This window comes from Pseudomonas sp. E1MeOHC2 (genome assembly GCF_058745025.1).
This window is the reverse complement of the sequence record NZ_CP196675.1, coordinates 3,927,157-3,950,212: the sequence shown is the minus strand read 5'-3', so window position 1 is coordinate 3,950,212 and position 23,056 is coordinate 3,927,157. Positions and strand designations below refer to the sequence as shown.

General features: G+C 62.1%; 23 protein-coding genes. 4 read left to right on the top strand and 19 right to left on the bottom strand.

The features are described 5' to 3' along the window. The first annotated feature begins 11 nt into the window (after positions 1–11). Positions 12–1,247, top strand: a complete 1,236-nt coding sequence (locus tag ACSSU5_RS17925) for an aromatic ring-hydroxylating oxygenase subunit alpha (protein ID WP_492559419.1) — start codon at positions 12–14, stop codon at positions 1,245–1,247. A 20-nt stretch (positions 1,248–1,267) separates the two neighbouring features. On the opposite strand, the gene ACSSU5_RS17920 is transcribed toward ACSSU5_RS17925, so the two are convergent. From ACSSU5_RS17920 to ACSSU5_RS17905, 4 genes are all read right to left on the bottom strand, one after another. Beyond that, the gene (locus tag ACSSU5_RS17920) at positions 1,268–1,828 is read right to left on the bottom strand and encodes a DUF1285 domain-containing protein (RefSeq protein WP_264309709.1); all 561 of its coding nucleotides are present in this window, start codon (positions 1,826–1,828) and stop codon (positions 1,268–1,270) included. Between the two features lie 10 nt (positions 1,829–1,838). After that, positions 1,839–2,444, bottom strand: coding sequence for a DUF4823 domain-containing protein (locus ACSSU5_RS17915; protein ID WP_492559418.1), 606 nt, complete (start codon positions 2,442–2,444; stop codon positions 1,839–1,841). Positions 2,445–2,510: 66 nt separating this feature from the next. Next, complete coding sequence (locus ACSSU5_RS17910) at positions 2,511–3,479, bottom strand: GTP 3',8-cyclase MoaA (RefSeq protein WP_492559417.1); 969 nt, start codon at positions 3,477–3,479, stop codon at positions 2,511–2,513. Positions 3,480–3,596: 117 nt separating this feature from the next. Beyond that, the gene (locus ACSSU5_RS17905) at positions 3,597–4,232 is read right to left on the bottom strand and encodes a TetR/AcrR family transcriptional regulator (RefSeq protein WP_019473685.1); all 636 of its coding nucleotides are present in this window, start codon (positions 4,230–4,232) and stop codon (positions 3,597–3,599) included. A gap of 72 nt (positions 4,233–4,304) precedes the next feature. Between ACSSU5_RS17905 and ACSSU5_RS17900 the strand changes: the two genes are divergently transcribed. Continuing rightward, on the top strand, positions 4,305–5,438 hold the full coding sequence (locus ACSSU5_RS17900) for an aminotransferase class V-fold PLP-dependent enzyme (RefSeq protein ID WP_492559416.1): 1,134 nt from the start codon (positions 4,305–4,307) through the stop codon (positions 5,436–5,438). A 245-nt stretch (positions 5,439–5,683) separates the two neighbouring features. On the opposite strand, the gene ACSSU5_RS17895 is transcribed toward ACSSU5_RS17900, so the two are convergent. The 12 genes from ACSSU5_RS17895 to ACSSU5_RS17840 all read right to left on the bottom strand — a co-directional run bounded on the left by ACSSU5_RS17895 (position 5,684) and on the right by ACSSU5_RS17840 (position 15,545). Continuing rightward, the gene (locus ACSSU5_RS17895) at positions 5,684–6,466 is read right to left on the bottom strand and encodes a TatD family hydrolase (RefSeq protein ID WP_492559415.1); all 783 of its coding nucleotides are present in this window, start codon (positions 6,464–6,466) and stop codon (positions 5,684–5,686) included. A 32-nt stretch (positions 6,467–6,498) separates the two neighbouring features. After that, entirely contained in the window at positions 6,499–7,485 is a 987-nt protein-coding gene (locus tag ACSSU5_RS17890) for a DNA polymerase III subunit delta' (RefSeq protein WP_492559414.1), read from the bottom strand. After that, complete coding sequence (gene tmk, locus ACSSU5_RS17885) at positions 7,478–8,110, bottom strand: dTMP kinase (protein ID WP_492559413.1); 633 nt, start codon at positions 8,108–8,110, stop codon at positions 7,478–7,480. Before tmk ends, ACSSU5_RS17890 begins: the two co-directional genes overlap by 8 nt. 9 nt (positions 8,111–8,119) lie before the next feature. Next, positions 8,120–9,298: an endolytic transglycosylase MltG gene (gene mltG / locus ACSSU5_RS17880; protein WP_492559412.1), complete on the bottom strand. Its 1,179-nt coding sequence runs from the start codon at positions 9,296–9,298 to the stop codon at positions 8,120–8,122. Between the two features lie 4 nt (positions 9,299–9,302). Continuing rightward, positions 9,303–10,118 (bottom strand): aminodeoxychorismate lyase, encoded by an 816-nt coding sequence (pabC, locus tag ACSSU5_RS17875; protein ID WP_492559411.1) that lies wholly within the window; start codon positions 10,116–10,118, stop codon positions 9,303–9,305. Next, positions 10,118–11,362 (bottom strand): beta-ketoacyl-ACP synthase II, encoded by a 1,245-nt coding sequence (fabF, locus tag ACSSU5_RS17870; protein ID WP_264309718.1) that lies wholly within the window; start codon positions 11,360–11,362, stop codon positions 10,118–10,120. The genes pabC and fabF overlap by 1 nt, the downstream gene beginning before the upstream one ends. Positions 11,363–11,546: 184 nt before the next feature. Further along, positions 11,547–11,783, bottom strand: coding sequence for an acyl carrier protein (acpP, locus tag ACSSU5_RS17865; RefSeq protein WP_008096410.1), 237 nt, complete (start codon positions 11,781–11,783; stop codon positions 11,547–11,549). A gap of 203 nt (positions 11,784–11,986) precedes the next feature. Continuing rightward, entirely contained in the window at positions 11,987–12,727 is a 741-nt protein-coding gene (gene fabG, locus ACSSU5_RS17860; protein ID WP_264309719.1) for a 3-oxoacyl-ACP reductase FabG, read from the bottom strand. 15 nt (positions 12,728–12,742) lie between these two features. Then, positions 12,743–13,681, bottom strand: a complete 939-nt coding sequence (gene fabD / locus ACSSU5_RS17855) for an ACP S-malonyltransferase (RefSeq protein ID WP_264309720.1) — start codon at positions 13,679–13,681, stop codon at positions 12,743–12,745. 126 nt (positions 13,682–13,807) lie between these two features. Next, the gene (plsX, locus tag ACSSU5_RS17850) at positions 13,808–14,818 is read right to left on the bottom strand and encodes a phosphate acyltransferase PlsX (protein WP_264309721.1); all 1,011 of its coding nucleotides are present in this window, start codon (positions 14,816–14,818) and stop codon (positions 13,808–13,810) included. A 3-nt stretch (positions 14,819–14,821) separates the two neighbouring features. After that, positions 14,822–15,004 carry a 50S ribosomal protein L32 gene (rpmF, locus tag ACSSU5_RS17845; RefSeq protein ID WP_264309722.1) on the bottom strand — a complete coding sequence of 61 codons (183 nt, stop codon included), beginning with the start codon at positions 15,002–15,004 and terminating at the stop codon, positions 14,822–14,824. 13 nt (positions 15,005–15,017) lie between these two features. Continuing rightward, a complete protein-coding gene (locus ACSSU5_RS17840; RefSeq protein ID WP_077068576.1) occupies positions 15,018–15,545 on the bottom strand; it encodes a YceD family protein in 528 nt (175 codons plus the stop codon). Positions 15,546–15,640: 95 nt separating this feature from the next. Here ACSSU5_RS17840 and ACSSU5_RS17835 point away from each other — a divergent pair, with 95 nt between their 5' ends. Then, the gene (locus ACSSU5_RS17835; RefSeq protein WP_264309723.1) at positions 15,641–16,219 is read left to right on the top strand and encodes a Maf family protein; all 579 of its coding nucleotides are present in this window, start codon (positions 15,641–15,643) and stop codon (positions 16,217–16,219) included. 97 nt (positions 16,220–16,316) lie between these two features. Here the strand turns inward: ACSSU5_RS17835 and sppA are convergent, their stop codons facing one another. The 3 genes from sppA to rluC are packed head-to-tail and all read right to left on the bottom strand — an operon-like array spanning position 16,317 to position 18,947. After that, positions 16,317–17,306 (bottom strand): signal peptide peptidase SppA, encoded by a 990-nt coding sequence (gene sppA, locus ACSSU5_RS17830; RefSeq protein WP_264309724.1) that lies wholly within the window; start codon positions 17,304–17,306, stop codon positions 16,317–16,319. A gap of 21 nt (positions 17,307–17,327) precedes the next feature. Next, positions 17,328–17,987 carry an HAD family hydrolase gene (locus ACSSU5_RS17825; RefSeq protein WP_492559410.1) on the bottom strand — a complete coding sequence of 220 codons (660 nt, stop codon included), beginning with the start codon at positions 17,985–17,987 and terminating at the stop codon, positions 17,328–17,330. 3 nt (positions 17,988–17,990) lie between these two features. Further along, positions 17,991–18,947, bottom strand: coding sequence for a 23S rRNA pseudouridine(955/2504/2580) synthase RluC (rluC, locus tag ACSSU5_RS17820; protein ID WP_401073497.1), 957 nt, complete (start codon positions 18,945–18,947; stop codon positions 17,991–17,993). Between the two features lie 801 nt (positions 18,948–19,748). Here rluC and rne point away from each other — a divergent pair. Continuing rightward, positions 19,749–22,904: a ribonuclease E gene (gene rne, locus ACSSU5_RS17815; RefSeq protein ID WP_492559409.1), complete on the top strand. Its 3,156-nt coding sequence runs from the start codon at positions 19,749–19,751 to the stop codon at positions 22,902–22,904. Positions 22,905–23,056: the final 152 nt, after the last annotated feature.

The window sequence follows — 23,056 nt, the reverse complement described above, 5'->3', positions numbered from 1 at the left end:
GAGGAATGGAGATGACAGGCAGCAGCCACAACAGCACTAAAAGCACTTTTTCAAACCAGGCAATGGCCGATCTATTGGGTCAATGCGAACGTGGTTACACCCTGCCACAACAACTTTACACGTCCGGGGCTGTGTTCGATTTCGAGATGAAAGCGGTCTTCGCACGTTCTTGGCTACAGGCCGGGCACCTGGCAGAAGTGGTCAAAGTCGGCGACTACATAACCGTACAACTGGGAAAAACATCCGTTGTCATCATCCGCGAATCAGAAAGTTCGGTGCGCGCCTATTTCAATGCCTGCCGGCATCGCGGATCCATGATTTGTACCAGCGAAAAAGGCTCGGCACGACGGCTGGTCTGCCCTTATCACCAGTGGACCTACGACCTTAAAGGCGACCTGATTTTCGCCAAAAACATGCCGGCCGATTTCGAGCCACATCGGCACAACCTTATCCCGCTTCGTTGCGAAGTGGTGGCGGGAGTGATCTTTATCGCACTGTCTGATGACGTGCCTGACTTCGGCGAATTCCGCCGACATCTCGAACCGATGCTGGCACCCCATGATCTAGAAAACGCCAAGATCGCTCACGCCGCGGTACTTCCAGAATATGCAAACTGGAAACTGGTGATGGAGAACGGTCGGGAGTGCTATCACTGCAGCGCACGGCACCCCGAACTGCTGTCGTCATTCCGCGACCCTACCGAGGATGACTACTTTGAAGGCCAGCCAGAATGGATGAAGCACTTTGAGGCCGTCTGCCGCGACAACGGACTGATCAATGGGCCGGCCGAAGGTGCGTGGTACGACATCCTGCGCTTCCCGATCAAGGACGACGTCCAATCCCTCACGCTGGATGGACGCTACGCCTGCTCGAATCTGCTGATTCCTTCCGGGGAAGGCAATATTGGCACGTTGCGATGGGCCACCGAGCCGAGCGCGTTCAGCCACGCGCTGCGAGACCACGCCTTCACCTTCGAGGCCTGGCCAATCGACGTCGGCACCACGCACGTGCGAGCAAAGTGGCTGGTGCACAAGGACGCGGTGGAAGGCCGTGACTACGAACTGGCGCATCTAACCGCGCTGTGGAGTGCTACCAACGATCAAGACAAATGGCTGGCGGAGAACAACTTCCGTGGCGTGCAGGGAGCGGGCTACGTTCCGGGTCCGTATTCTTCGAATGATGAGAAAAAGGTCATCGACTTCGTCAACTGGTATCTGGATACCCTTCAAAGTTACCTGGACAAGTAACGAGGTCGCGGCCTCTGTTTTCAGCAGGTACGCCCGATCGGATAGAACTCGCCCCGGCTCCATACCCCCAGCCACTCTTCACCGTCGATAATGCGCGGTACCGCCAGCTCGACCAGTTGGTAGAAGACATTGCGATGGATCAGCGCTTCGAGGTTGCTGCGCATCAGCACGTACGGGGATGGCTCTTGCGTGACAGGGTCGAGCTCGACCCGCAATGGGTTGTCCGGGCCCGCCTCAACCTGGTCATCGACATTGCTGGTGAAGCGCAACACCTGTTGCTCACCCTCGCCCTGTACCTCCAGGGCAACCGCGACAAAGGGCGCATCGTCGACACGGATGCCGACCTTTTCCACCGGGGTTATCAGGAAGTAGTCATCCCCGTCGCGGCGAATGATCGTGGAAAACAGCCGCACCATCGGCTTGCGCCCGATTGGCGTGCCCAGGTAGTACCAGGTGCCATCACGGGCGATGCGCATGTCGATGTCGCCGCAGAAATCTGGGTTCCACAGGTGCACGGGCGGCAGGCCCTTCGCCTTGGGGATCTGCGCCAGAAGGTCATTGGCCTTGCCGGAATCGGTCATCACACGTGCCTCATTCGCTCATGCCCAGAAGGCTACGAGCGTACTCGCGCATCGGCGCTGCAAGCAAATCTTCCGGCGTGTTGTCGTGGAACGTCAACAAACCGCCACGGCTTTTGATGCGTGCCGTGTCGATCAGGTAGCGGGTATTGGTTTCGATGAGCATCATCTGTACCACCCCGGTGTCCCAACCCAGGCGGTCGACGGCCTGTTCGTCGTACCATTCATCGCCATTGCCGATGCGGTCGTCGGTACGCGCGAAACGGGTGTACAGCACGTAGTCCGCGCCCACCGAGCGCGCCTGTGCGATTGCCTCCTCCAGGCCGAGCGGGCCTTGGGCGCGGCGCACCAGCGGGAAATACTCGACGAAGCTCTTGAAGGCTTGGTCGGCAACCACATTCTGGCGCGGCACAGGGCCTTTACCGGGCGGCACGAACGCGCCCTGGCCAATGAAAATGAACGAGTCGGGTTGCAGGCGGATAGACAGGGTCCGGCGGGTGTCGCTGTGATCGAGCAGACCCGCGTCGCTCATGTGGTAACGGACGCCTTCGCCCATATCGCTGACATTCATGCAGCCGCCCAGCGCCATCAGCGCCAGCAGCAAGACCAGGCTACGCATCTTTCCTCCAGTGGCCGGCGACGAAAAACCGGCGAATAGCCGGCGGATGCAGCTTTTGCGCCAGACTCAGCCGCCGATCACCTTCATCACCATGACGCCGCCGGAAAACGCCACATCCTGCTTGTCCGCCAGGGCTTTGACCAGCAGTCGCTGCAAGGCGGGAAGCGCTTGATGACGCGGCTTTTCCAGCAGGTCGCCGACATAGTGACGGTTGCTCGACGACAGGCAGCCATGCAGCCACCCCGTGGATGACAGGCGCAACCGCGAGCAACTGCGGCAAAACGGCACGCTCTCGTTGGCAATCACGCCGAAATGGCCGGCACCCGGAATCTGGTAACGCAGGGCTGTGGCATCCACCGCCGCGTCTACCTGCTCAAACGCATGCTTGCCACCAATCAGGCCGAGCACGTGATCTAGGCCAACAAACTGTTGCAGGAATGCATTTTGATCACGGGCCAGATGGCCCATGCGCATGAGCTCGATGAAGCGCAGTTCAAAGCCCCGCTCCAGGCAGTATTCCAGCATCGGCAAGACCTGGTCGAGGTTCTGGCCACGCATTGGCACCATGTTCACCTTGATTCGCATACCCTGCGCACTGGCCTGCTGCATGCCAGCCAGCACACTGGCAAGGTCGCCACCACGCGCGATGCGGCGAAACGCCTGCGGGTCGAGGGTATCGAGGGAAATATTCAGGCGGCGGATGCCCGCTGCGTGAAGCTGTGGCAACTTGCGCGCAAGCAACTGGCCATTGGTGGTCAGCGAGATATCGTCGAGGGGCAGCTTGGCCACCGCGGCCAGAAAACCCTCCAGGCGAGGGCTTACGAGCGGCTCGCCACCGGTAATGCGCAAGCGCTCGATGCCAGCGGCTTCAATCAGATAGGCAACGCCCCGGGCCAGGGCCTCAGCCGACAACTCGTCCTGCGCTGCCACCAGGCGTTTGCCATCGGGCACGCAGTAGGTACACGCGTAGTTACAGGCAGCCGTCAGGCTGACACGCAGGTTGCGAAAACGCCTGCCTTGACGATCGACGATCATGAATGACTCCGGCATGGATGAAGCGGGGCTGGCAAAACCTGACTCATAAATCAGGTTTTTGCAAGCACCTTGTTCATGCCGGGCCAACTGCAAGGGCCGCACCGCAGCCCCGACGTGTCAGTTGGCGGGTTCCGGGTCGCGTTTGCGCTTGTTGCCCATGCGCACGCCGATATCCATGAGGAACTGGAAGAAACCTTCCTGATCTTCAAGCACATTGCTCCAGAACGGCGAGTGGTACAGGGCCACGGCGCCGTGCACCAGCGCCCAAGCCGCGCAGTAGTGGAAGTACGGCGGTACGTCTTCGAGTTTGCCTTCGCTGATACGGCCCTTGATCAACTGGGTCAGGCGATCGAAGTTGGAGGCGCGGATGCTGTGCAACTGCTCGACCATCTCCGGCACCTGGTTACCCTTGACCACCTTTTCTTCCAGGCGGTCGAACAGGCGGTAGCGCTGCGGATCGCGCATGCGGAACTCGAAGTAGGCGCGCGACAGGGCTTCCTTGTCACGATCGACGTCGGCCGAATGCAACAGCTCGTTCAAATCGCGCTCGTAGTCGAGCATCAGGCGCAGATAGATCTCCGCCTTGGACTTGAAGTGCTTGTAGATCGTGCCTTTGCCGATACCTACCGCGTCAGCGATCATCTCGACGGTGACACTGTCTTCACCCTGTTCGAGAAACAGCTTGAGCGCCGTATCGAGGATTTCCTGTTCGCGACGGCGAAACTCACGGACCTTACGAGGTTCTTTCTGCATAGGAAGGACTGGATGACAATCGAAGCGGTTTATTATGCCTAACTTGCGGGAAATTGCACGGATCATCCAACCATGTCTATGTTTCACGATGAGTTCGATCAAACCCCAGGGCTGCGCTACCTGAACCACGCCGCCATCGCTCCTTGGCCACGCCGGGCTGCCGAGGCGGTGGCACGCTTCGCCCGCGACAACGTTTGCCACGGCGCCAGCGAGTACCCGACATGGCTCGCTACCGAGCGGCGCCTGCGCGAGCGGCTGGCGCGGTTGATCCACGCACCCTCGGCGGGTGACATCGCCCTGGTCAAGAACACCTCCGAAGGGCTGTCACTGGTGGCCTTCGGCCTGGACTGGGCACACGGCGACCAGGTGGTGATCAGCGATGAGGAGTTCCCCTCCAACCGCGTCGTATGGGAGGCCCTGGCCAACCGTGGTGTGCAGGTGATCCAGGCCAGCCTGGCCGGGCCGGACCCCGAAGCTACGCTGCTCGCGGCCTGCGGCCCCCGCACGCGTTTGCTGGCCGTCAGCGCCGTGCAGTTTGGCAGCGGCCTGCGCCTTGACCTGGTGCGCCTGGGTGAAGGCTGCCGGGTGCGTAATGTGCTGTTTTGCATCGACGCTATCCAGCAGATCGGCGCCCTGCCCTTCGATGTGCAGCGTTTTCAATGTGATTTCGCCGTGGCCGATGGCCACAAGTGGATGCTCGGCCCCGAGGGCCTTGGGATGTTCTATTGTCGCGCCGCGATGCGCCCGCAGCTTGAGCTCAATGCCTATGGCTGGCACATGCTGGAACACCTGGGCGACTTCGAGCGACGCCAATGGCAGCCGGCACACAGCGCGCGGCGCTTCGAATGCGGCAGCCCGAACATGCTCGGTGCCTGCGCACTGGAGGCGAGCCTTTCGCTGCTGGAGGAAATCGGGATCAAAACAGTCGCGCAGCGATTGCAGCAACGTGTCACGCAGATGTATCAGGGCTTGGCATCGATACCCGGCATTTCACTGCTAACACCCGCCGATCCCGACAAACGGGCAGGCATCGTCACATTCAGTATCAAAGGGCAGGACAGCGTGCAGATCCACAAGGCGTTGATGGCCGAACGCACGATTTGCGCCTTACGTGGCGGTGGTGTGCGGTTTTCGCCGCATTTCTACACCAACGAACAGATGATCGACGAAACTGTGCAACAGGTCCGGCGCCTGGCCATGCGCTGAGAGTGGGATGGATCCCCGGCGTATTCCAAATCTGTTTAAAAAACGACCAACAGACACTGGCACTGCGCCAAACCTGACCAATACTTGAAGTGTTGGCGCGGCGCATCCCCCCCAAGTGGCGCGCCGATAAAGGTGCTCAGGGACCGCGTACCTTTGTTTTACTCCTAATGGTCTTAACCCGGATTCCCTCCCCCAGAACCCGGGTTTTTTTTGCCTTTCACGCTGCCCGCCAGGGCTGCGCAATATCAGGCCACGCGAGCCAGCGGGAACAACCGCTTGAAGTTGGCTGTGGTCTGCTCGGCCAACTGCTCATAGCTGGCCCCGCGCAACGAGGCCACGTACTCGGCCACCTCACGCACATATTGCGGCAGGTTCGGCTTGCCCCGATACGGAATCGGCGCCAGATACGGTGAATCGGTCTCCACCAGCAGGCGATCAACCGGCACCTGACGCGCCACCTCACGCAAGGCATCGGCATTGCGGAAGGTCACGATGCCCGACAAGGAGATGTAATAGCCCAGGTCCAGCGCCGCCTTGGCCATCTCCCAGTCTTCGGTGAAGCAGTGCAACACACCCGCCTGGGGCAGCTTCGCCTCGCGCAGCAGCGCCAGGGTATCGGCCCGCGCGGCGCGGGTGTGCACGATCACCGGCTTGCCGGTCTGACGCGATGCCTCCAGGTGCAGGCGAAACGATGCCTGCTGCAATTCAGCCGCTTCCGGTTCGTAGTGGTAATCCAGACCGGTTTCGCCGATCGCCACCACATGCGGATGGGCCAATTCACGCAGCAGCCACTCCAGCGCCGGGGTCTCGCCCGGTGCCAGATCGAGCGGGTGCACCCCTACCGAACAATCGACATCGGCGTACCGCTCACTCAGGGCCTTGACCGCCCCGGCGTTCTCGGCACTGACGCCGATGCACAGAAAATGCCCGACCCCGCGCTCCCGCGCAGCCTGCAGGGCAGCATCGAGGGAGCCCTGGTGGGCGCTCAGGTCAAGACGGTCAAGGTGGCAATGGGAATCTACGAGCATGGGATAACGGCACACATGAAGAAAAGGGAGAGTCAGCGGGCGCCTGGCAACTGTTGCCAGTGAGCCAGCAGCGCTTCAAGCAGCAGCGCACGATTGAGGTTGGCCTTGCCCAGCACCTTCTGGCGCTGCTCCAGGATCCACGCCTGAACCGCCAGCACCTTCGCCTGGCGGCTCTTTTGCGCCAGATACTGCACGACCTTGCGCATATCGGCCAAGCCTAACCCTTCTTCGTCCTGGGTCAATTGATAGCGCAGGATCAGGTGCGACCAGTCGCAGAACCAGTCGAACAAGAGCAGCAGTGGCACGCCATTCCAGGCATCCGCCAACTGGCTGGGCGATTGCTGCTGCTTGAGCAGTTTCTTCACCCCTTCAGTGACCAACGCTCGCTGCTCACGAACGCCCTGCGCCTGCAAGCTTACGGCCATGAGGGGCGAACCCGCGGCCAGGGTCAACAGTTCGTCGCGCTCAGCGTCGTCGCTGTCAGCCAGTGCATCGGCCAGCCAGGCCTGGCTCTGGGCCAGGCTGGGCTGCGGGCAGGCAACCTGCTGGCAGCGACTCTTGATGGTCGGCAGCAGACGGCTAGGCTGGTGAGTGACCAACAGCAGGACCGTATCGCCGGAAGGCTCTTCGAGGCTTTTGAGTAGCGCGTTGGAAGCGTTGACGTTCATCGCCTCAACCGGCTCGATCAACACGACCTTACGCCCACCCAACTGTGCAGTCTGCACCACAAAAGCCACCAGCTCGCGCACTTGATCGACCTTGATCGGCTTATCGGCCTCCTCCGGCTCCAGTACGTAGTTGTCCGGGTGGCTACCGGCCTTGAGCAACAGGCAGGACTTGCACACGCCGCAGGCATCCAGGCCCTGGGGCTGCTGACACAGCAGGCGCGCCATCAGCCGCTCGGCGAGGGCCCGCTTGCCAATGCCTTGCGGCCCATGCAGCAGGTAGGCGTGGGCGTGCTGACTGCGACCCGCCAGTTGCTGCCAAATGGCCTGCTGCCAGGGATAGGCCTCAGCCACGGCAACGCTCCAGAATGCCCGGCAGCAGTGCATCGATGGCGCGCTGCACGGCCTCCAGCGGCTGCGCGGCGTCCAGCAGGCTGTAACGCTGCGGCTCGCGACGGGCGCGCTGCAGGTAGGCTTGGCGCACCGCTTCGAAGAACGCCTGGCCTTCCTGTTCGAAACGGTCCAGGCGACCCCGCGCGGCGGCACGGGCAAGGCCCACTTCGACCGGCAGGTCAAAGACCAGGGTCAGGTCAGGGCGCAGGTCGCCCTGGACAAACTGCTCCAATGTGGCGATACGCTCGACAGACAAACCACGCCCCCCTCCCTGATAGGCATAGGTGGCATCGGTAAATCGGTCGCACAACACCACCGCGCCACGGGCCAGGGCGGGACGGATCACCTGCGCCAGGTGCTGGGCACGCGCAGCGAACACCAGCAACAGCTCGGTATCGGCTGCCATGGTTTCATCGCTCGGTGCCAGCAACAACTCGCGTACCTTTTCAGCCAGCGGCGTACCGCCCGGTTCGCGGCTCAGCAGCACGTCCAGGCCTTGCTCGCGCAGGCGCGCCGCCAGGTATTCACGGTTGGTGCTCTTGCCCGCGCCTTCGGGGCCTTCCAGGGTAATAAACAAGCCGCTCACAGGCAGTCCTTAATGTTGTTCGTCGGGCGTCGGCGCATCGGCCGGCGCAGGGTCACTGGCCGGAGCCGACGCCTCGTCTGGCTCTGGCTGCTCAGCCGGCTGCTGCGCCTCGGACGCATCGGGCTCCACCGCTTCGCTCGCAGCCGGTTGGGCCTGCGGTGCCGGGCTGGAGCGGTAATCCGCCCGCCGCTTGAGCTGGAACTCGCGCACAGCCGAGTTGTGATCATCCAGGTCGTCGGAGAACACATGGCTGCCATCGCCGCGCGCGACGAAATACAGGCTGGTGCCATCGGACGGATTGAGCGCGGCGTGAATCGCTTCGCGGCCGACCATGGCAATCGGCGTCGGCGGCAGGCCGGTTATGGTGTAAGTGTTATAGGGCGTTGGCTCACGCAGGTCGGCACGGGTGATTCTGCCGTTGTAGCGCTCGCCCATGCCATAGATCACCGTCGGGTCGGTCTGCAACATCATGCCCAAGCGCAAGCGCCGCACGAACACGCCGGCAATCTGCCCGCGTTCCTGAGGGATGCCGGTTTCTTTCTCGACCAGCGAGGCCATGATCAGCGCCTGGTAGGGGTCGCGATAAGGCAGGTCGGTGGTGCGCTCCGACCACTCCTTGGCCAGCACTTCGTCCAGGCGTTGGTAGGCCTGCTGCAACAACTCGATATCGCTCATGCCGCGCACGAAGCGATAGGTGTCCGGGAAGAAGCGCCCCTCAGGGAACACCCCGGTGTGGCCAAGCTTGTCCATGACCTCGGCGTCGCTCAGGCCGTCAAGCGTGTGCTTGATCTTCTCGTGCCTGGCGACCGCCGAACGCACTTGGCGGAAGTTCCAGCCTTCGACCAAGGTCAGGTTGTACTGCACCACATCGGCGCGGCGCCACGCGTCGAACAGTTGCTCGACCGTCATGCCGGGGGTCAGGCGGTACTCACCTGTATGCAGGGGTGTGCCGGCCATGTTGAAGCGCCAGTAAAGCCGCAACCAGAAGGCGTCATCGAGCAGCCCCTCATGCTGCATGCGGTAGAACATGCGGTTAGGGTTGGTGCCATTGGGCACGTCGAGCAGGCGCTCCTGCGTCACGTGCAAGGGCTGCTCCAGGACCGAGTTGACCTTCCAGGCCGACCAGCCCAATGCCAGCCCAGCCAGAATCAACCCCATTTCCAGCAGCAGCAGGAATTTGCGTCTCACGAATTCAGGTATCCAGTAACGTACGGGCAACGGCCTGCAGTTTACGGGTGAGTGGGCCCGGCGACCAGTTCAGCGCGGCAAAACCCCGCACCGGCCAGACACCATAGACACTGTTGCAAACGAATACTTCATCCGCCTGGTGCAGTTCGTCGAACGTCAGGTCACGGACCTGCACCGGGATAGCCAGTGCCTGGGCCTGCTGCAGCAACGCGGCGCGCATCACGCCTGCCACGCCGCAGCGGCTGAGCTCTGCGGTCAGCAGCACACCGTCACGCACCAGGAACAGATTGCTGTACACCCCTTCGACCACCCTGCCCTGCCCATCACGCATCAGGCCTTCGGCATGTTCGCTGTCCTGCCATTCGGCACGCGCCAGCACCTGCTCCAGGCGATTGAGGTGTTTGAGCCCGGCCAGCAGCGGTTGTTCCCCAAGCCGGGTCTGGCAAGGGAACAATCGTACGCCGAGTTCAGCATGTTCGACAGGATAGCTGGGCAGCGGGCTGCCCTGAAGGATACGCCGTGGCGCAACACCCGCGACCGGGGCATAGCCGCGCTGGCTGTCGCCACGGGTCAGGATGAATTTGGCGACACCATCACCCAACTGGCAGGCATAACGCCGGATTTCATCTTCAATCAGCGCCAGGTCGGCATCGATTGCCAGGCGCTGGCAACCCAGCGCCAGGCGTGCGAGGTGGCCGCCCAGCAAACTGGGGCGGCCACCTCGCACGGCAATGGTCTCGAACAGACCATCGCCGTAGGCCAGGCCGCGGTTTTGCAGGTTGACTGCATCCGCCGGCTGGCCGTCGATCCAGCTGTGCATCAACCGGCGAACCGGCGGAACACCAGCGAGCCGTTGGTGCCACCAAAGCCGAACGAGTTGGACAGCACTACGTCGATCGGCATGCTGCGCGCCTGGTGCGGCACGAAGTCCAGGTCACACCCTTCGTCCGGCTCATCCAGGTTGATGGTCGGGGGCGCCATCTGGCTGTTGATCGCCAGCACGCTGAAGATCGCTTCCACCGCGCCCGCTGCACCCAGCAGGTGGCCGGTCATCGACTTGGTCGAACTGACCGCCAGCTTGTAAGCATGATCACCGAACACGCGCTTGATCGCGGCCACTTCGGCGATATCGCCCGCTGGGGTCGAGGTGCCGTGGGCGTTGATGTAGCTGACTTCCTCTGGCTGGACGCCAGCATCGCGCAGGGCATTGGCCATGCAGCGGGCAGCGCCTTCGCCGGAATCGGGTGGAGAAGTCATGTGGTAGGCGTCGCCGCTCATGCCGAAACCGACCAGTTCGGCATAGATGGTCGCGCCACGGGCCTTAGCGTGCTCGAGCTCTTCGAGCACCAGGGCACCGGCACCGTCGGACAGCACAAAGCCGTCACGGCCCTTGTCCCATGGTCGGCTGGCACGGCTTGGCTCGTCGTTGCGCGTCGACAGCGCGCGCGAAGCACCGAAGCCCCCCATGCCCAGGCCGCAGGCGGCCATCTCGGCGCCACCGGCGATCATCACGTCGGCTTCACCGTAAGCGATGTTGCGCGCGGCCATGCCGATGCAGTGGGTGCCGGTGGTGCAGGCGGTGGCAATGGCGTAATTCGGCCCCTGCAGCCCCAGGTGAATCGACAGGAAGCCGGAGATCATGTTGATGATCGAACCTGGCACGAAGAACGGCGAAATACGCCGCGGGCCTTGCTCATGCAAGGTCCGGCTGGTTTCTTCGATGTTGGTCAGGCCGCCGATACCCGAGCCCATGGCCACGCCAATACGCTCACGGTTGGCGTCGGTGACTTCAAGGCCTGCATTACGCACCGCCTGGAAACCGGCCGCCAGGCCGTACTGGATGAACAGGTCAAGCTTGCGGGCCTCTTTGGCCGACAGGTACTGCTCAACCTCAAAGCCTTTCACCGAGCCGCCGAAACGGGTGGAGTAGGCAGACAGATCCGTATGTTCGATCGGACCGATGCCACTGCGGCCAGCCAGAATGCCCTGCCAGGTGCTCGGTACATCGGTACCCAGCGGCGACAGCATACCCATACCGGTGACCACGACGCGTCTACGCGACACAGTACTCTCCTTTTCTAATAACAGAGTCTCTTGGCATTGCATTCATACGATGGAATGAAATGACAACAGGCTCTCGGTGCGCGGTGAACGATACCCTTGAGCCAAGGGGGGCTCGCAAAGAAAAAACCGCACGCCAGCAAAGGCAGTGCGGTTTTTCCCGACAAGTAGCGTCGACGAAAACGTCTTAGGCCTTGTGGCTGTTGACGTAGTCGATAGCGGCTTGAACGGTAGTGATCTTCTCGGCTTCTTCGTCAGGGATTTCGGTTTCGAATTCCTCTTCCAGAGCCATCACCAGCTCAACGGTGTCAAGCGAATCGGCACCCAGGTCATCGACGAAGGACTTCTCGTTGGTCACTTCCTCTTCCTTGACGCCCAGTTGCTCGGCGACGATTTTCTTGACGCGTTCTTCGATGGTGCTCATACCTAGTTTTCACTCCTAATGGACATATGTCAGGCAGCTGGCCGGTGACCAATTTTATAGAAAGACGTTCGCTTTTCAAGCTAAACGCACCTTCGGATTAGTCACCCGACCCTCTGCCTGGAATCTGGATGCAGCTTTATAACGGATTTTAGGCTCGCAGTATGACTCTTTTTTTACGAAATCCGTCACATTGAGTTGCAGTGTTACATGTACATCCCGCCGTTGACCGGCACGGTAGCGCCGGTTACATAGGCTGCGCCGTCGGACGCCAGGAAGGAAACCACCTTGGCGATTTCCTCGGCCTGGCCCAGGCGGCCCAGCGGAATCTGGGTCTGCAAGGCTTCACGCTGCGCTTCTGGCAGCTCACGGGTCATGTCGGTGTCGATGAAGCCCGGGGTCACCGAGTTGACGGTGATGCCACGCGAGCCCACTTCACGCGCCAGCGCGCGGCTGAAGCCTTCCAGGCCGGCCTTGGCGGCCGCGTAGTTGGCTTGACCGGCGTTGCCCATGGCACCGACGACCGAGCCGATGCTGATGATACGACCCCAACGCGCCTTGGTCATGCCACGCAGCACGCCCTTGGACAGACGGTAGAGGCTGTTCAGGTTGGTGTCGATCACGTCGAACCACTCGTCGTCCTTCATGCGCAGCATAAGGTTGTCGCGAGTAATGCCGGCGTTGTTGACCAGAATGGTCGGCGCACCGAACTGCGCGCCAATGGCGCCCAGCACCGCTTCCACGGACTCGGCGCTGGTCACGTTCAACTCCATGCCGGTACCGGTGATGCCGTGCTCTTTCAGGGTGGCGGCAATGCGCTCGGCGCCAGAGGCCGAAGTGGCGGTGCCGATCACGGTCGCGCCCTGGCGGCCCAGCTCGAGGGCAATGGCCTGGCCGATGCCACGGCTGGCGCCGGTGACCAGTGCAACTTTACCTTGCAGGCTCATGCAAGCTTCTCCAATTCAGGCCAGCGCCGCGCGGGTGGCGGCGACGGCGTCAGGGGTATTGAGGTTGTAAGTGGTCACGCCGTCGGCGCAACGCTTGTTGAGGCCGGCAAGGACTTTGCCCGGGCCGCACTCGACGAGATTGACCGCGCCGTTCGCCGCCAGGGCCTGCACGCATTCAACCCAGCGTACGGGCTGGTACAACTGCGCCAGCAGGTCGTGCTTGAGCGCATCGAGGTCGGCGGCGACGGCGGCGGTGACGTTCTGCACCACCGGGATCTGCGGGGCCTTCCATTCAATGGCATTGACCGATTCAGCGAAGCGCTCGGCGGCAGGCTTCATCAAGGCGCAGTGCGATGGCACACTGACCGCCAACGGCAGGGCGCGCTTGGCACCGGCCTCTTTGCACAGCGCCATGGCACGGTCCACGGCAGCCTTGTTGCCAGCGATCACGACCTGGCCTGGCGAGTTGAAGTTCACCGCGCTGACCACTTCATCTTCGGCGGCCTTAGCACAGATATCGACCACCACGGCGTCGTCCAGGCCGAGAATCGCGGCCATGGCTCCGTGACCGGCAGGCACGGCCTCCTGCATCAGTTCGCCACGGCGCTTGACCAGCTTCACTGCATCTTTGAGCGACAGGCTGCCAGCGGCAACCAGAGCGCTGTATTCACCCAGGCTGTGGCCGGAAACAAAGGCCGGCTGCGCGCCGCCCTCTTCCAACCACAGGCGCCACAGGGCGATTGAGGCGGTAAGGATTGCCGGCTGAGTCTTGTCGGTTTGGTTCAGTTGCTCTTCCGGACCTTCCTGGACCAGCTTCCACAGGTCGTAGCCCAAAGCGTCGGAAGCTTCCTTGAAGGTCTCGACGATCACCGGCTTCTCGGCGCCCAGTTCTTTGAGCATACCCAGCGACTGGGAACCTTGACCGGGAAAGACGAATGCGAGGGATGCAGACATTGAACAAGCCCTTATGATCTTGTCGTCGGATAGGGTGCGCCAGGCATTAGCCTGACGCGGAATCTGAAAACTTGGATGAAGACGCGGACCAAGCGGTCACATTTAAGCACTTCATCGGCAAAATGCCTAAGGCAACAGGTCTTCAAGGCGACCATGCAGCCGCTGCGGCAGGTTTTCCTGAATTTCGATCAGCGCTCGCTGAATCGCACTCTGAAAACCCTGCACCCCTGCCGAACCATGGCTCTTGATGACGATCCCCTGCAACCCCAGGAAACTCGCACCGTTGTGACGCGCTGGCGCCAGGTCGGCCTGCAGGCGCTTGAGCAATGGCATGGCCAAAGCCCCGGCGGCCCGCGACAACACACCGCCCTTGAACAGCTTCTCGATCCGCGCAGCGATCATCGTCGCCAGGCCTTCGCTGGACTTGAGCAGGATATTGCCGACGAAACCGTCGCACACCACCACGTCGGCCTCGCCCCGGTACAGGCCATCGCCTTCGACGAAACCGACATAGTTCAAGCCGCGCGCGTTCTGCAGCAGCGTGGCCGCCAGCTTGACCTGCTGATTGCCCTTGATGTCTTCGGTGCCGATGTTCAGCAGCGCCACACGCGGCCGATGAACACCCAAGGCCTGGGCCGCCACCGAGCCCATCACGGCGAACTGGTACAGGTTCTCTGCACTGCAATCGACATTGGCGCCCAGGTCGAGCAACTGGCAATACCCCGCCTGGGTCGGGATCGCCGCCACCATGGCCGGCCGATCGATACCTGGCAGGGTCTTGAGCACGAAACGCGACAACGCCATCAGCGCCCCGGTATTGCCGGCACTCACGCAGGCCTGGGCCTTGCCGTCACGCACTAATTCGAGGGCGATGCGCATCGACGAGTCGGGCTTGCCACGCAACGCCTGGGATGGCCGCTCGTCCATGCCGATCACCTCGCTGGCCGCGACAATCTGCAGGCGCGCGCGATCCGCAGCTGCAAGGCCGCTGACGAGATCTTCAAGGAGGGAGGGTTGACCGACGAGGGTCAGGTGCAGCGAGGGTGTAGCCGAAAGGCAGGCAATGCTAGCCTGGACAATGCTGCGGGGACCGAAGTCCCCGCCCATTGCGTCGATCGCGATGATCTGAGCGGACAAGGATTACTCGTCAGCGCCCTTGTCGACCACTTTGCGACCACGGTATACGCCTTCAGGCGATACGTGGTGGCGCAGGTGAATTTCACCGGTGGTTTTCTCTACCGACAGCGCGTTTTCCGACAGGGCGTCGTGCGAACGGCGCATGTCACGGGCAGAGCGGGATTTTTTGTTCTGCTGAACAGCCATAATTGATTAACTCCTAAACGTTTGGGTCACGCTTTAACTGCGCCAAAACACTGAACGGGTTGGACCGCGATACCTCGTCCTTGCTCGAATCGGGCTCGTCTGCGCCCGCCGGCTGCTGGCATTCTTCCGGATGATGAGCAGGCACAATAGGCAAGGCGAGCAGAAGCTCCTCCTCGATAAATGCCTGCAGATCCAATGGATCTTCGCCCAGTTCCAGCACGTCATAGCCTTTCGGCAACGACTGGGTATTCGCACCCTCCTTCACCACGGCGTAAGTACATTCGCTGTGGATCGGCAGGGTGACCAGCTCAAGACAACGCTGGCAAACCATCTTGACCTCGACGTCAAGCTCGCTGTGGATAACCACCACGTGCTGTTCATCTCGTTCAAAATTTAACTTCGCCTGCACCGTACCGACATTGTCGGAAAGCGGGTCGCAGAGTCTTTCCAAATCAGCGAGTTGCAGCGAACCGTTAAGGGTTACGCCACGATCGGCTAATTTGCGCGGGTCAACGTGAGGTGGAATCGGGTCATTCAACATAGGCGCAGCATTCTAGGGATGCCCCCCGCACCTGTCAAAGGAAATTCGGCGGCATCGTGCATGTTAGAATTGGTTCAACTGACCAGGAGTCTACCATGCTTCCCTTATTACTGGCTTCCAGCTCCCCTTATCGACGCGAACTGCTCGCCCGCCTGCGCTTGCCGTTCACCTGGGAAAGCCCCGATATAGACGAGCAGCGTCTGAATGAAGAGCCGGCCGTGGAGCTGGTGCGCCGCCTGGCCAGGCAAAAGGCCGAGGCACTGGCAGGCAGCCATCCTGGGCACCTGATTATCGGCTCCGATCAGGTTGCCGTGCTGGGTGAGCAGATCCTGGGCAAGCCCCACACATTCGCCCGCGCCTGCGAACAGCTTTTGGAGGCAAGTGGGCAGCAGGTGACCTTCCTGACCGGGCTGGCACTGCTGAACAGCGCCACAGGGCACTGCCAGGTCGATTGCGTGCCATTTACCGTCACCCTGCGCGAACTGGACCGTAAACGGGTCGAGCGCTATGTAACGGCAGAACAGCCGCTGGACTGCGCCGGGAGCTTCAAGGCGGAGGGGTTGGGGGTGAGCCTGTTCCAAAGCACGCACGGGTGCGATGCGACCAGCCTGGTCGGGCTGCCGCTGATACGGCTGGTGGATATGCTGATGAAGGAAGGTGTGGAGATACCCTAGAGCTAGAGCCAGACCCAGCATTTGTGGTGCCTGCGAGATCGAGCGCCGCGCGGGCGGCGCTCGATTTCACAGACACCGAAACTGCTGCGACGAACACTTAACGCAGCGAAGGCCCCTTAAAGCCCATATACATGGCCAGATGCTCCGCCACGCTGGCACCCAAACGCTTCGAGAAACGATCAAACGGCGATTCCTCAACCGTGAAATCTACCAACTCCTTCTCGCCGACAATCTCCCGCGCCACGTAGCTGGCACTGCCAAGACCATCCACCAGCCCAAGCGCCTTAGCCTGCTCGCCAGTCCAGATCAGCCCACTGAACAGCTCTGGGTGTTCCTTGTCCTTCAGCCGCTCACCCCGCCCCTGCTTGACCATGGCGATGAACTGCTGGTGCGTTGTATTCAACACACCCTGCCAGAACGCCCGCTCTTCGGGCTTCTCGGGCGAGAACGGATCCAGGAACGCCTTGTGCTCACCTGCGGTATAGGTGCGCCGCTCGACCCCCAGCTTCTCCATCGAACCGACAAACCCGTAACCCGCAGCCGTCACCCCAATGGAGCCAACCAGGCTGGCCTTGTCGGCATAGATCTCGTCCGCCGCACTGGCGATGTAGTAGGCACCGGAAGCGCCAAGGTCGGTAATCACCGCATACAGTTTGATAGCCGGGTACTCGGCCCGCAGCCGACGAATCTCGTCATAGACGTAACCCGACTGCACCGGGCTGCCACCCGGACTGTTGATCCGCAGCACCACCGCCTTGGTCTTGGCATCCTTGAACGCCTCACGCAGGCTCTTGACGAGATTGTCGGCACTGGCAGCCTCCTGATCGGCGATCACACCGCGCACCTCGATCAACGCCGTATGGCTGGCACTGCGCGAAGCAGCCTTGTCCATGTCCATCAGCGGCGTGAACAGCACCAGCATGCCAAACAGGTAGACGAAGGTCAGCAGCTTGAAGAAAATCCCCCAGCGCCGCGCGCGGCGCTGCTCCTGAACGCCCGCCAGCAGGGTCTTCTCCAACAGCTTCCAGCTTTTGCGCTCTTCGCGCTCCTCGGGTTCGGACTCAGGGGCTTTCCATTCGTCTGCCATGCTCACCTGCCTTGGAAGTAATTACGCGGAACCGCCCAGCCACTCGCGCAACTGGGAAAAATGATCGATGCACACCTGCGGGCCGAACTCGGCCAGCGCCTGCAGCGGCATCGCGCCATAGCCGACAGCCACCGAATGCATGCCCGCATTGCTGGCCATCTGCAGGTCGAACGCCGAATCGCCCACCATCAGCGCGCGCCCTGGCTCGACACCGCAATGGCCGAGAATTTCCTCGAGCATGAGCGGGTGCGGCTTGCCGCGGGTCTCGTCGGCGGCACGCGTGATATCGAAGAACTGCTCCCAACCATTGGCTTTAAGCACACGATCCAGGCCACGACGCGCCTTGCCGGTGGCCACCGCCAGGCGGTAGCCCTCGGCACGGAAGGCATCCAGCGACTCGACCACACCCTCGAACAACGGCGAGGGCTGCTGATCGAGGGCCATGTAAATCTCGGCATAGTGCTGACGGAAGCGCTCTAGCTCTGCTGCTGCCAGGTGTGGGTACAGGGTATGGATCGCCTCGCCCAGAGCCAGGCCGATGATGCCTTTGACCGCCTCATCGCAACTCGGCGCCTCACCGGCACGCTCGGCGGCAGCATTCATGGCCTCGACGATGCGGCCAATGGAGTCAGCCAAGGTGCCATCCCAGTCGAAGATCAGCAGTTCATAAGGTTTTTTCATCACTCAGGACGCACTCAAACGCTCTACCGTCTTCGCCCACACCTCATCCACCGGTGCCTCGAGCTTGAGCTCGCCACCGTCAGGCAGCGGCACGGTCAGGGCATAGGCATGCAGGAACAGGCGCTTGCCACCCAGCTCGCGGATTTCGCGGCTGAAATCTTCGTCGCCGTACTTGCTGTCGCCCGCGATCATGTGCCCGGCATGCAAGGCGTGGACGCGGATCTGGTGGGTGCGACCCGTAATCGGGCGCGCCTCGACAATGGTGGCGAACTCGCCAAAACGACGCAGCACACGGAACAGGGTCAGCGCTTCCTTGCCCTCGTCGTTGACCTCGACCATACGCTCGCCGGAACGCAGGTTGCTCTTGAGCAACGGCGCATTGACTTGCTTCTTGGCGGTCGGCCAATGGCCACGTACCAGGGCCATGTAGCGCTTGTCGACACCATCGCCGCGCAGTGCGGCATGCAGGTGGCGCAACATGCTGCGCTTCTTGGCGATCATCAGCAGGCCGGAGGTGTCGCGATCCAGGCGGTGCACCAGCTCAAGCTCCTTGGCGTCCGGGCGCAGCTGGCGCAGCGCCTCGATCACCCCGAAACTCAGGCCACTGCCGCCGTGCACGGCGATACCGGACGGCTTGTTCATCACGATCAGCGCTTTATCTTCGTAGACAATCGCCGCCTCAAGGCGCTGCAGCAGCCCTTGGGCCACCGGCGCAGGCTCGTCACGCTCAGGCAAGCGGACGGGCGGCACCCGTACGATATCGCCGGCCTGAATCTTGTATTCAGGCTTGACCCGCCCCTTGTTCACCCGCACTTCACCCTTGCGCAGGATGCGGTAGACAAGCGTCTTGGGCACGCCCTTGAGGGCCGTGATGAGGAAATTGTCGATGCGTTGGCCGGCAAGCTCCGGCGCGACTTCGATCAGCTGAACGCCGGAAGTCGGAGGGGTATTGGTCGTCATCAAGGGATCATAACAATTTTTTATGGAATTGAAGCACTTAATCATTGCTGCTATAGTCGCGAACGCCGCCAAAAGCGGCAGGCCAGCGGCACCAGGCTCTTCGCCGGTTCCTGACCTTCGCAATTCTCCAGGACGCGAGGCCGTCCTACGGGGTTTTCGCCAGTTTACCGAATTGCCTGGAATCGCCACCAGCGCTGTGTAGAGAAGACCGAAAAAAAACGACAAGTGCGGTGTTTCACCTGCTTACCCGATTCTTTTCGCTGCACCTCTGCCCGCCTCGTCGCTTCCACGCAACGCACGGCGAATACTCCGGAAATACCTGCCTTGGACATGAATGGCGCCAGCGCGGAACCCGCGCTGGCGAAAAATGCAACCCGTTGCGGATTCAGCGCGCGGCAGCACCCGAATTATCAGGGATACGTGCAGGGTGGAGATGCACAGCCCTCGGACCGTGTAGCACCGCGTCCGGCCACCGGCCCACTGACATGGCCGGCGAGCGGATAAGGTCCTGAAACAGATGCCTCCGGGCGTCCACGGCTGAAGGTTGATTCCTCCTCCTGACTGAGTGCACTTGGCCCGCTTGGTTGATTCGGATACCTATTCGAAAGCCACAAAGGCCTGGTAGGCACCGCAGCAAACAGGACGCGTCGTCGTGACAACGGCAGGCTGGGCAACCGGCTGGTGCCGAACGTCGCTCGACACGGGGGTGGCCCCGCCACCCTTTGCGCACCTTGGCACCGACCATGAGACGTCGTGTGTGCCGAACGCCGTTTCCGGCAGCCCGGAAACCGACGGTACAACATGAAAAGAATGCTGATTAACGCGACTCAACCCGAAGAGTTGCGTGTAGCCCTGGTGGATGGCCAACGCCTCTACGACCTGGACATCGAGTCCGGCGCGCGTGAGCAGAAAAAGGCCAACATCTACAAAGGCAAGATCACCCGCATCGAACCTAGCCTCGAAGCCGCCTTCGTCGACTTCGGCTCCGAACGTCACGGCTTCTTGCCGCTGAAAGAAATCTCCCGCGAGTACTTCAAGAAGTCCCCCGAAGGCCGCGTCAACATCAAGGACGTCCTCAGCGAAGGCCAGGAAGTCATTGTCCAGGTCGAGAAGGAAGAGCGCGGCAACAAAGGCGCCGCCCTCACCACCTTCATCAGCCTGGCCGGTCGCTACCTGGTGCTGATGCCCAACAACCCACGTGCTGGCGGCATCTCCCGCCGCATCGAAGGCGAAGAGCGCAACGAACTGCGCGAAGCCCTGAACGGCCTGACCGTGCCGGGCGACATGGGCCTGATCGTGCGCACTGCCGGCCTTGGCCGCAGCAGCGAAGAGATGCAGTGGGACCTCGACTACCTGCTGCAGCTGTGGACCGCCATCAAGGAAGCCTCCCTTGACCGCGCCGCGCCATTCCTGATCTACCAGGAAAGCAACGTCATCATCCGCGCCATCCGCGACTACCTGCGCCAGGACATCGGCGAAGTGCTGATCGACAGCATCGACGCCCAGGAAGAAGCCCTGACCTTCATCCGCCAGGTGATGCCGCAGTACGCCAGCAAGGTCAAGCTGTACGAAGACAGCGTACCGCTGTTCAACCGCTTCCAGATCGAAAGCCAGATCGAGACCGCCTTCCAGCGCGTCGTCGACCTGCCGTCCGGCGGTTCGATCGTGATTGACCCGACCGAGGCCCTGGTCTCCATCGACATCAACTCGGCGCGCGCCACCAAGGGCAGCGACATCGAGGAAACCGCCCTGCAGACCAACCTGGAAGCGGCCGAGGAAATCGCCCGCCAACTGCGTCTGCGCGATATCGGCGGCCTGATCGTCATCGACTTCATCGACATGACCCCGGCCAAGAACCAGCGCGCCGTTGAAGAGCGTGTGCGCGAGTGCCTTGAAGCCGACCGTGCCCGCGTTCAGGTTGGCCGCATCTCGCGCTTCGGCCTGCTGGAAATGTCCCGTCAGCGCCTGCGTCCATCGCTGGGCGAAAGCAGCGGCATCGTCTGCCCACGCTGCTCGGGCACCGGCATCATCCGCGACGTCGAATCGCTGTCGCTGGCCATTTTGCGCCTGATCGAAGAAGAAGCACTGAAGGACCGCACCGCCGAAGTGCGCGCCCAGGTGCCGATCCCGGTGGCCGCGTTCCTGCTCAACGAGAAACGCAATTCGATCACCAAGATCGAACTGCGCACTCGCGCACGCATCATCATCCTGCCGAACGATCACCTGGAAACCCCGCACTTCGAAGTCCAGCGCCTGCGCGACGACAACCCGGAAGTGCTGAACAACCAGTCCAGCTACGAAATCGCCGCGACCGAGACCGAAGAAGCGCCGCAGCAGACCGCCACACGCACCCTGGTTCGCCAGGAAGCCGCGGTCAAGACTGCCCCTGCCCGCGCCAACGCGCCAGTGCCGAGCACTGTCGAAGAGTCGCAGCAGCCAGCCGCGCCGGTAGCCCCGGCACCAAGCGCCCCGGAGCCGAGCCTGTTCAAAGGCCTGGTCAAGTCGCTGGTCAGCCTGTTCGCCGGCAAGGACGAGCCTGTAGCTGCACCGGCCGTCACGGCCGAAAAGCCAGCCGCTGAACGCACCCCGCGCAACGAAGAGCGTCGCAACGGCCGCCAGCAGAGCCGCAACCGCAACGGCCGCCGCGATGAAGAGCGCAAGCCACGCGAAGAGCGTGCCGAGCGCGCCCCACGCGAAGAGCGCCAGCCTCGCGAAGAACGCGCCCCGCGTGAAGAACGTGCCCCACGTGAAGAACGCGCGCCTCGCGAAGAGCGTCAACCACGCCAGCCACGCGAAGACCGTCGCGGCAACCGTGAAGAACGCCCGGTACGTGAACTGCGCGAGCCTCTGGAAGCCACTCCAGCCCCAGCTCCACGCGAAGAACGCCAGCCGCGTGAAGAGCGTGTAGCCCGTGAAGAACGTGCACCGCGTGAAGAGCGCGCCCCACGTGAAGAACGTGCGCCGCGTGAAGAACGCACCCCTCGCGAAGAGCGTGCTCCACGTGAAGAGCGTGCCCCACGCCCACCACGTGAAGAGCGCCAGCCACGTGCAACCGAAGAAGCCGCCGAGCAGGCTGCTGAGCTTGCCGAAGAGCAACTGCCGAACGACGAGCTGTTGCAGGACGAGCAGGAAGGTGCAGATGGCGAGCGCCCGCGCCGCCGTTCCCGCGGCCAGCGTCGTCGCAGCAACCGTCGCGAGCGTCAGCGCAATGCCAACGGTGAGCTGATCGAAGGCAGCGAAGACGAAGGTAGCGAAGAGCAGCCAGAGCAGCACCAGGCCACCGAGCTGGGTGCCGAATTGGCTGCGGGCCTTGCCGTCACAGCCGCTGTCGCCAGCAGCAACATCAGCGCCGACGCCGAAGCGCAAGCCAACCAGCAAGCCGAGCGCGCAACCGCCGAAGTCGCTGAAACCGACAACAGCGAAGCCGCCAAGCCGGCCGATCAGGCCGAAGCCGTTGCGCAAGCCGAGGAAGTCGCCATTGCTCCAGTGGTCGAACAACCCGTCAGCGAGCCAGTGGTGGTCGAGGCTACTGCTGAACCTGTGGTAGAAGTTGCGCCACAGCCGGCAGTCGAAGAAACCCCTGCGGCTAAGCCGGCAGTGGTTGCCGAAGCCCCTGCGCAAGCACCTGCGGTCGAAGCCGGTGAGGTCGAGAAGGCCCCTGCCTTCGTCGAGCAGGCATCGGTAATCGAGCAACCTGCTCCGGTTGCCGAAGCCCAGCCGGAAGTGGTCGCCGAGCTCGCCCCAGTTGCTGCCGAGCCTGCACCGGTCGAAGCACCTGCAGTGGTCGAAGCCGCCACTGTCATGCTGGCCAACGGCCGCGCACCTAACGACCCACGTGAAGTGCGTCGCCGCAAGCGTGAGGCCGAGGCTGCTGCCAAAGCCGCGCAGGAAGCAGCTGCATCGACGCAGGAAACTGCCTTGGAAACCGCTGATGAGCACAAGCCTCATCACGGTTGATAGGCACGGCTGAATGAAAAAGCCCCGCCAGTGCGAACTGGCGGGGCTTTTTCTTGCTTGCTGTAACGTAGTTTCAACCAGGTTCCGGCAGCAGCAGCCTTGCGCTGCGAAGGCGGTGTTATCGGCAATGCATCTCTGTAGCCATTACGGGC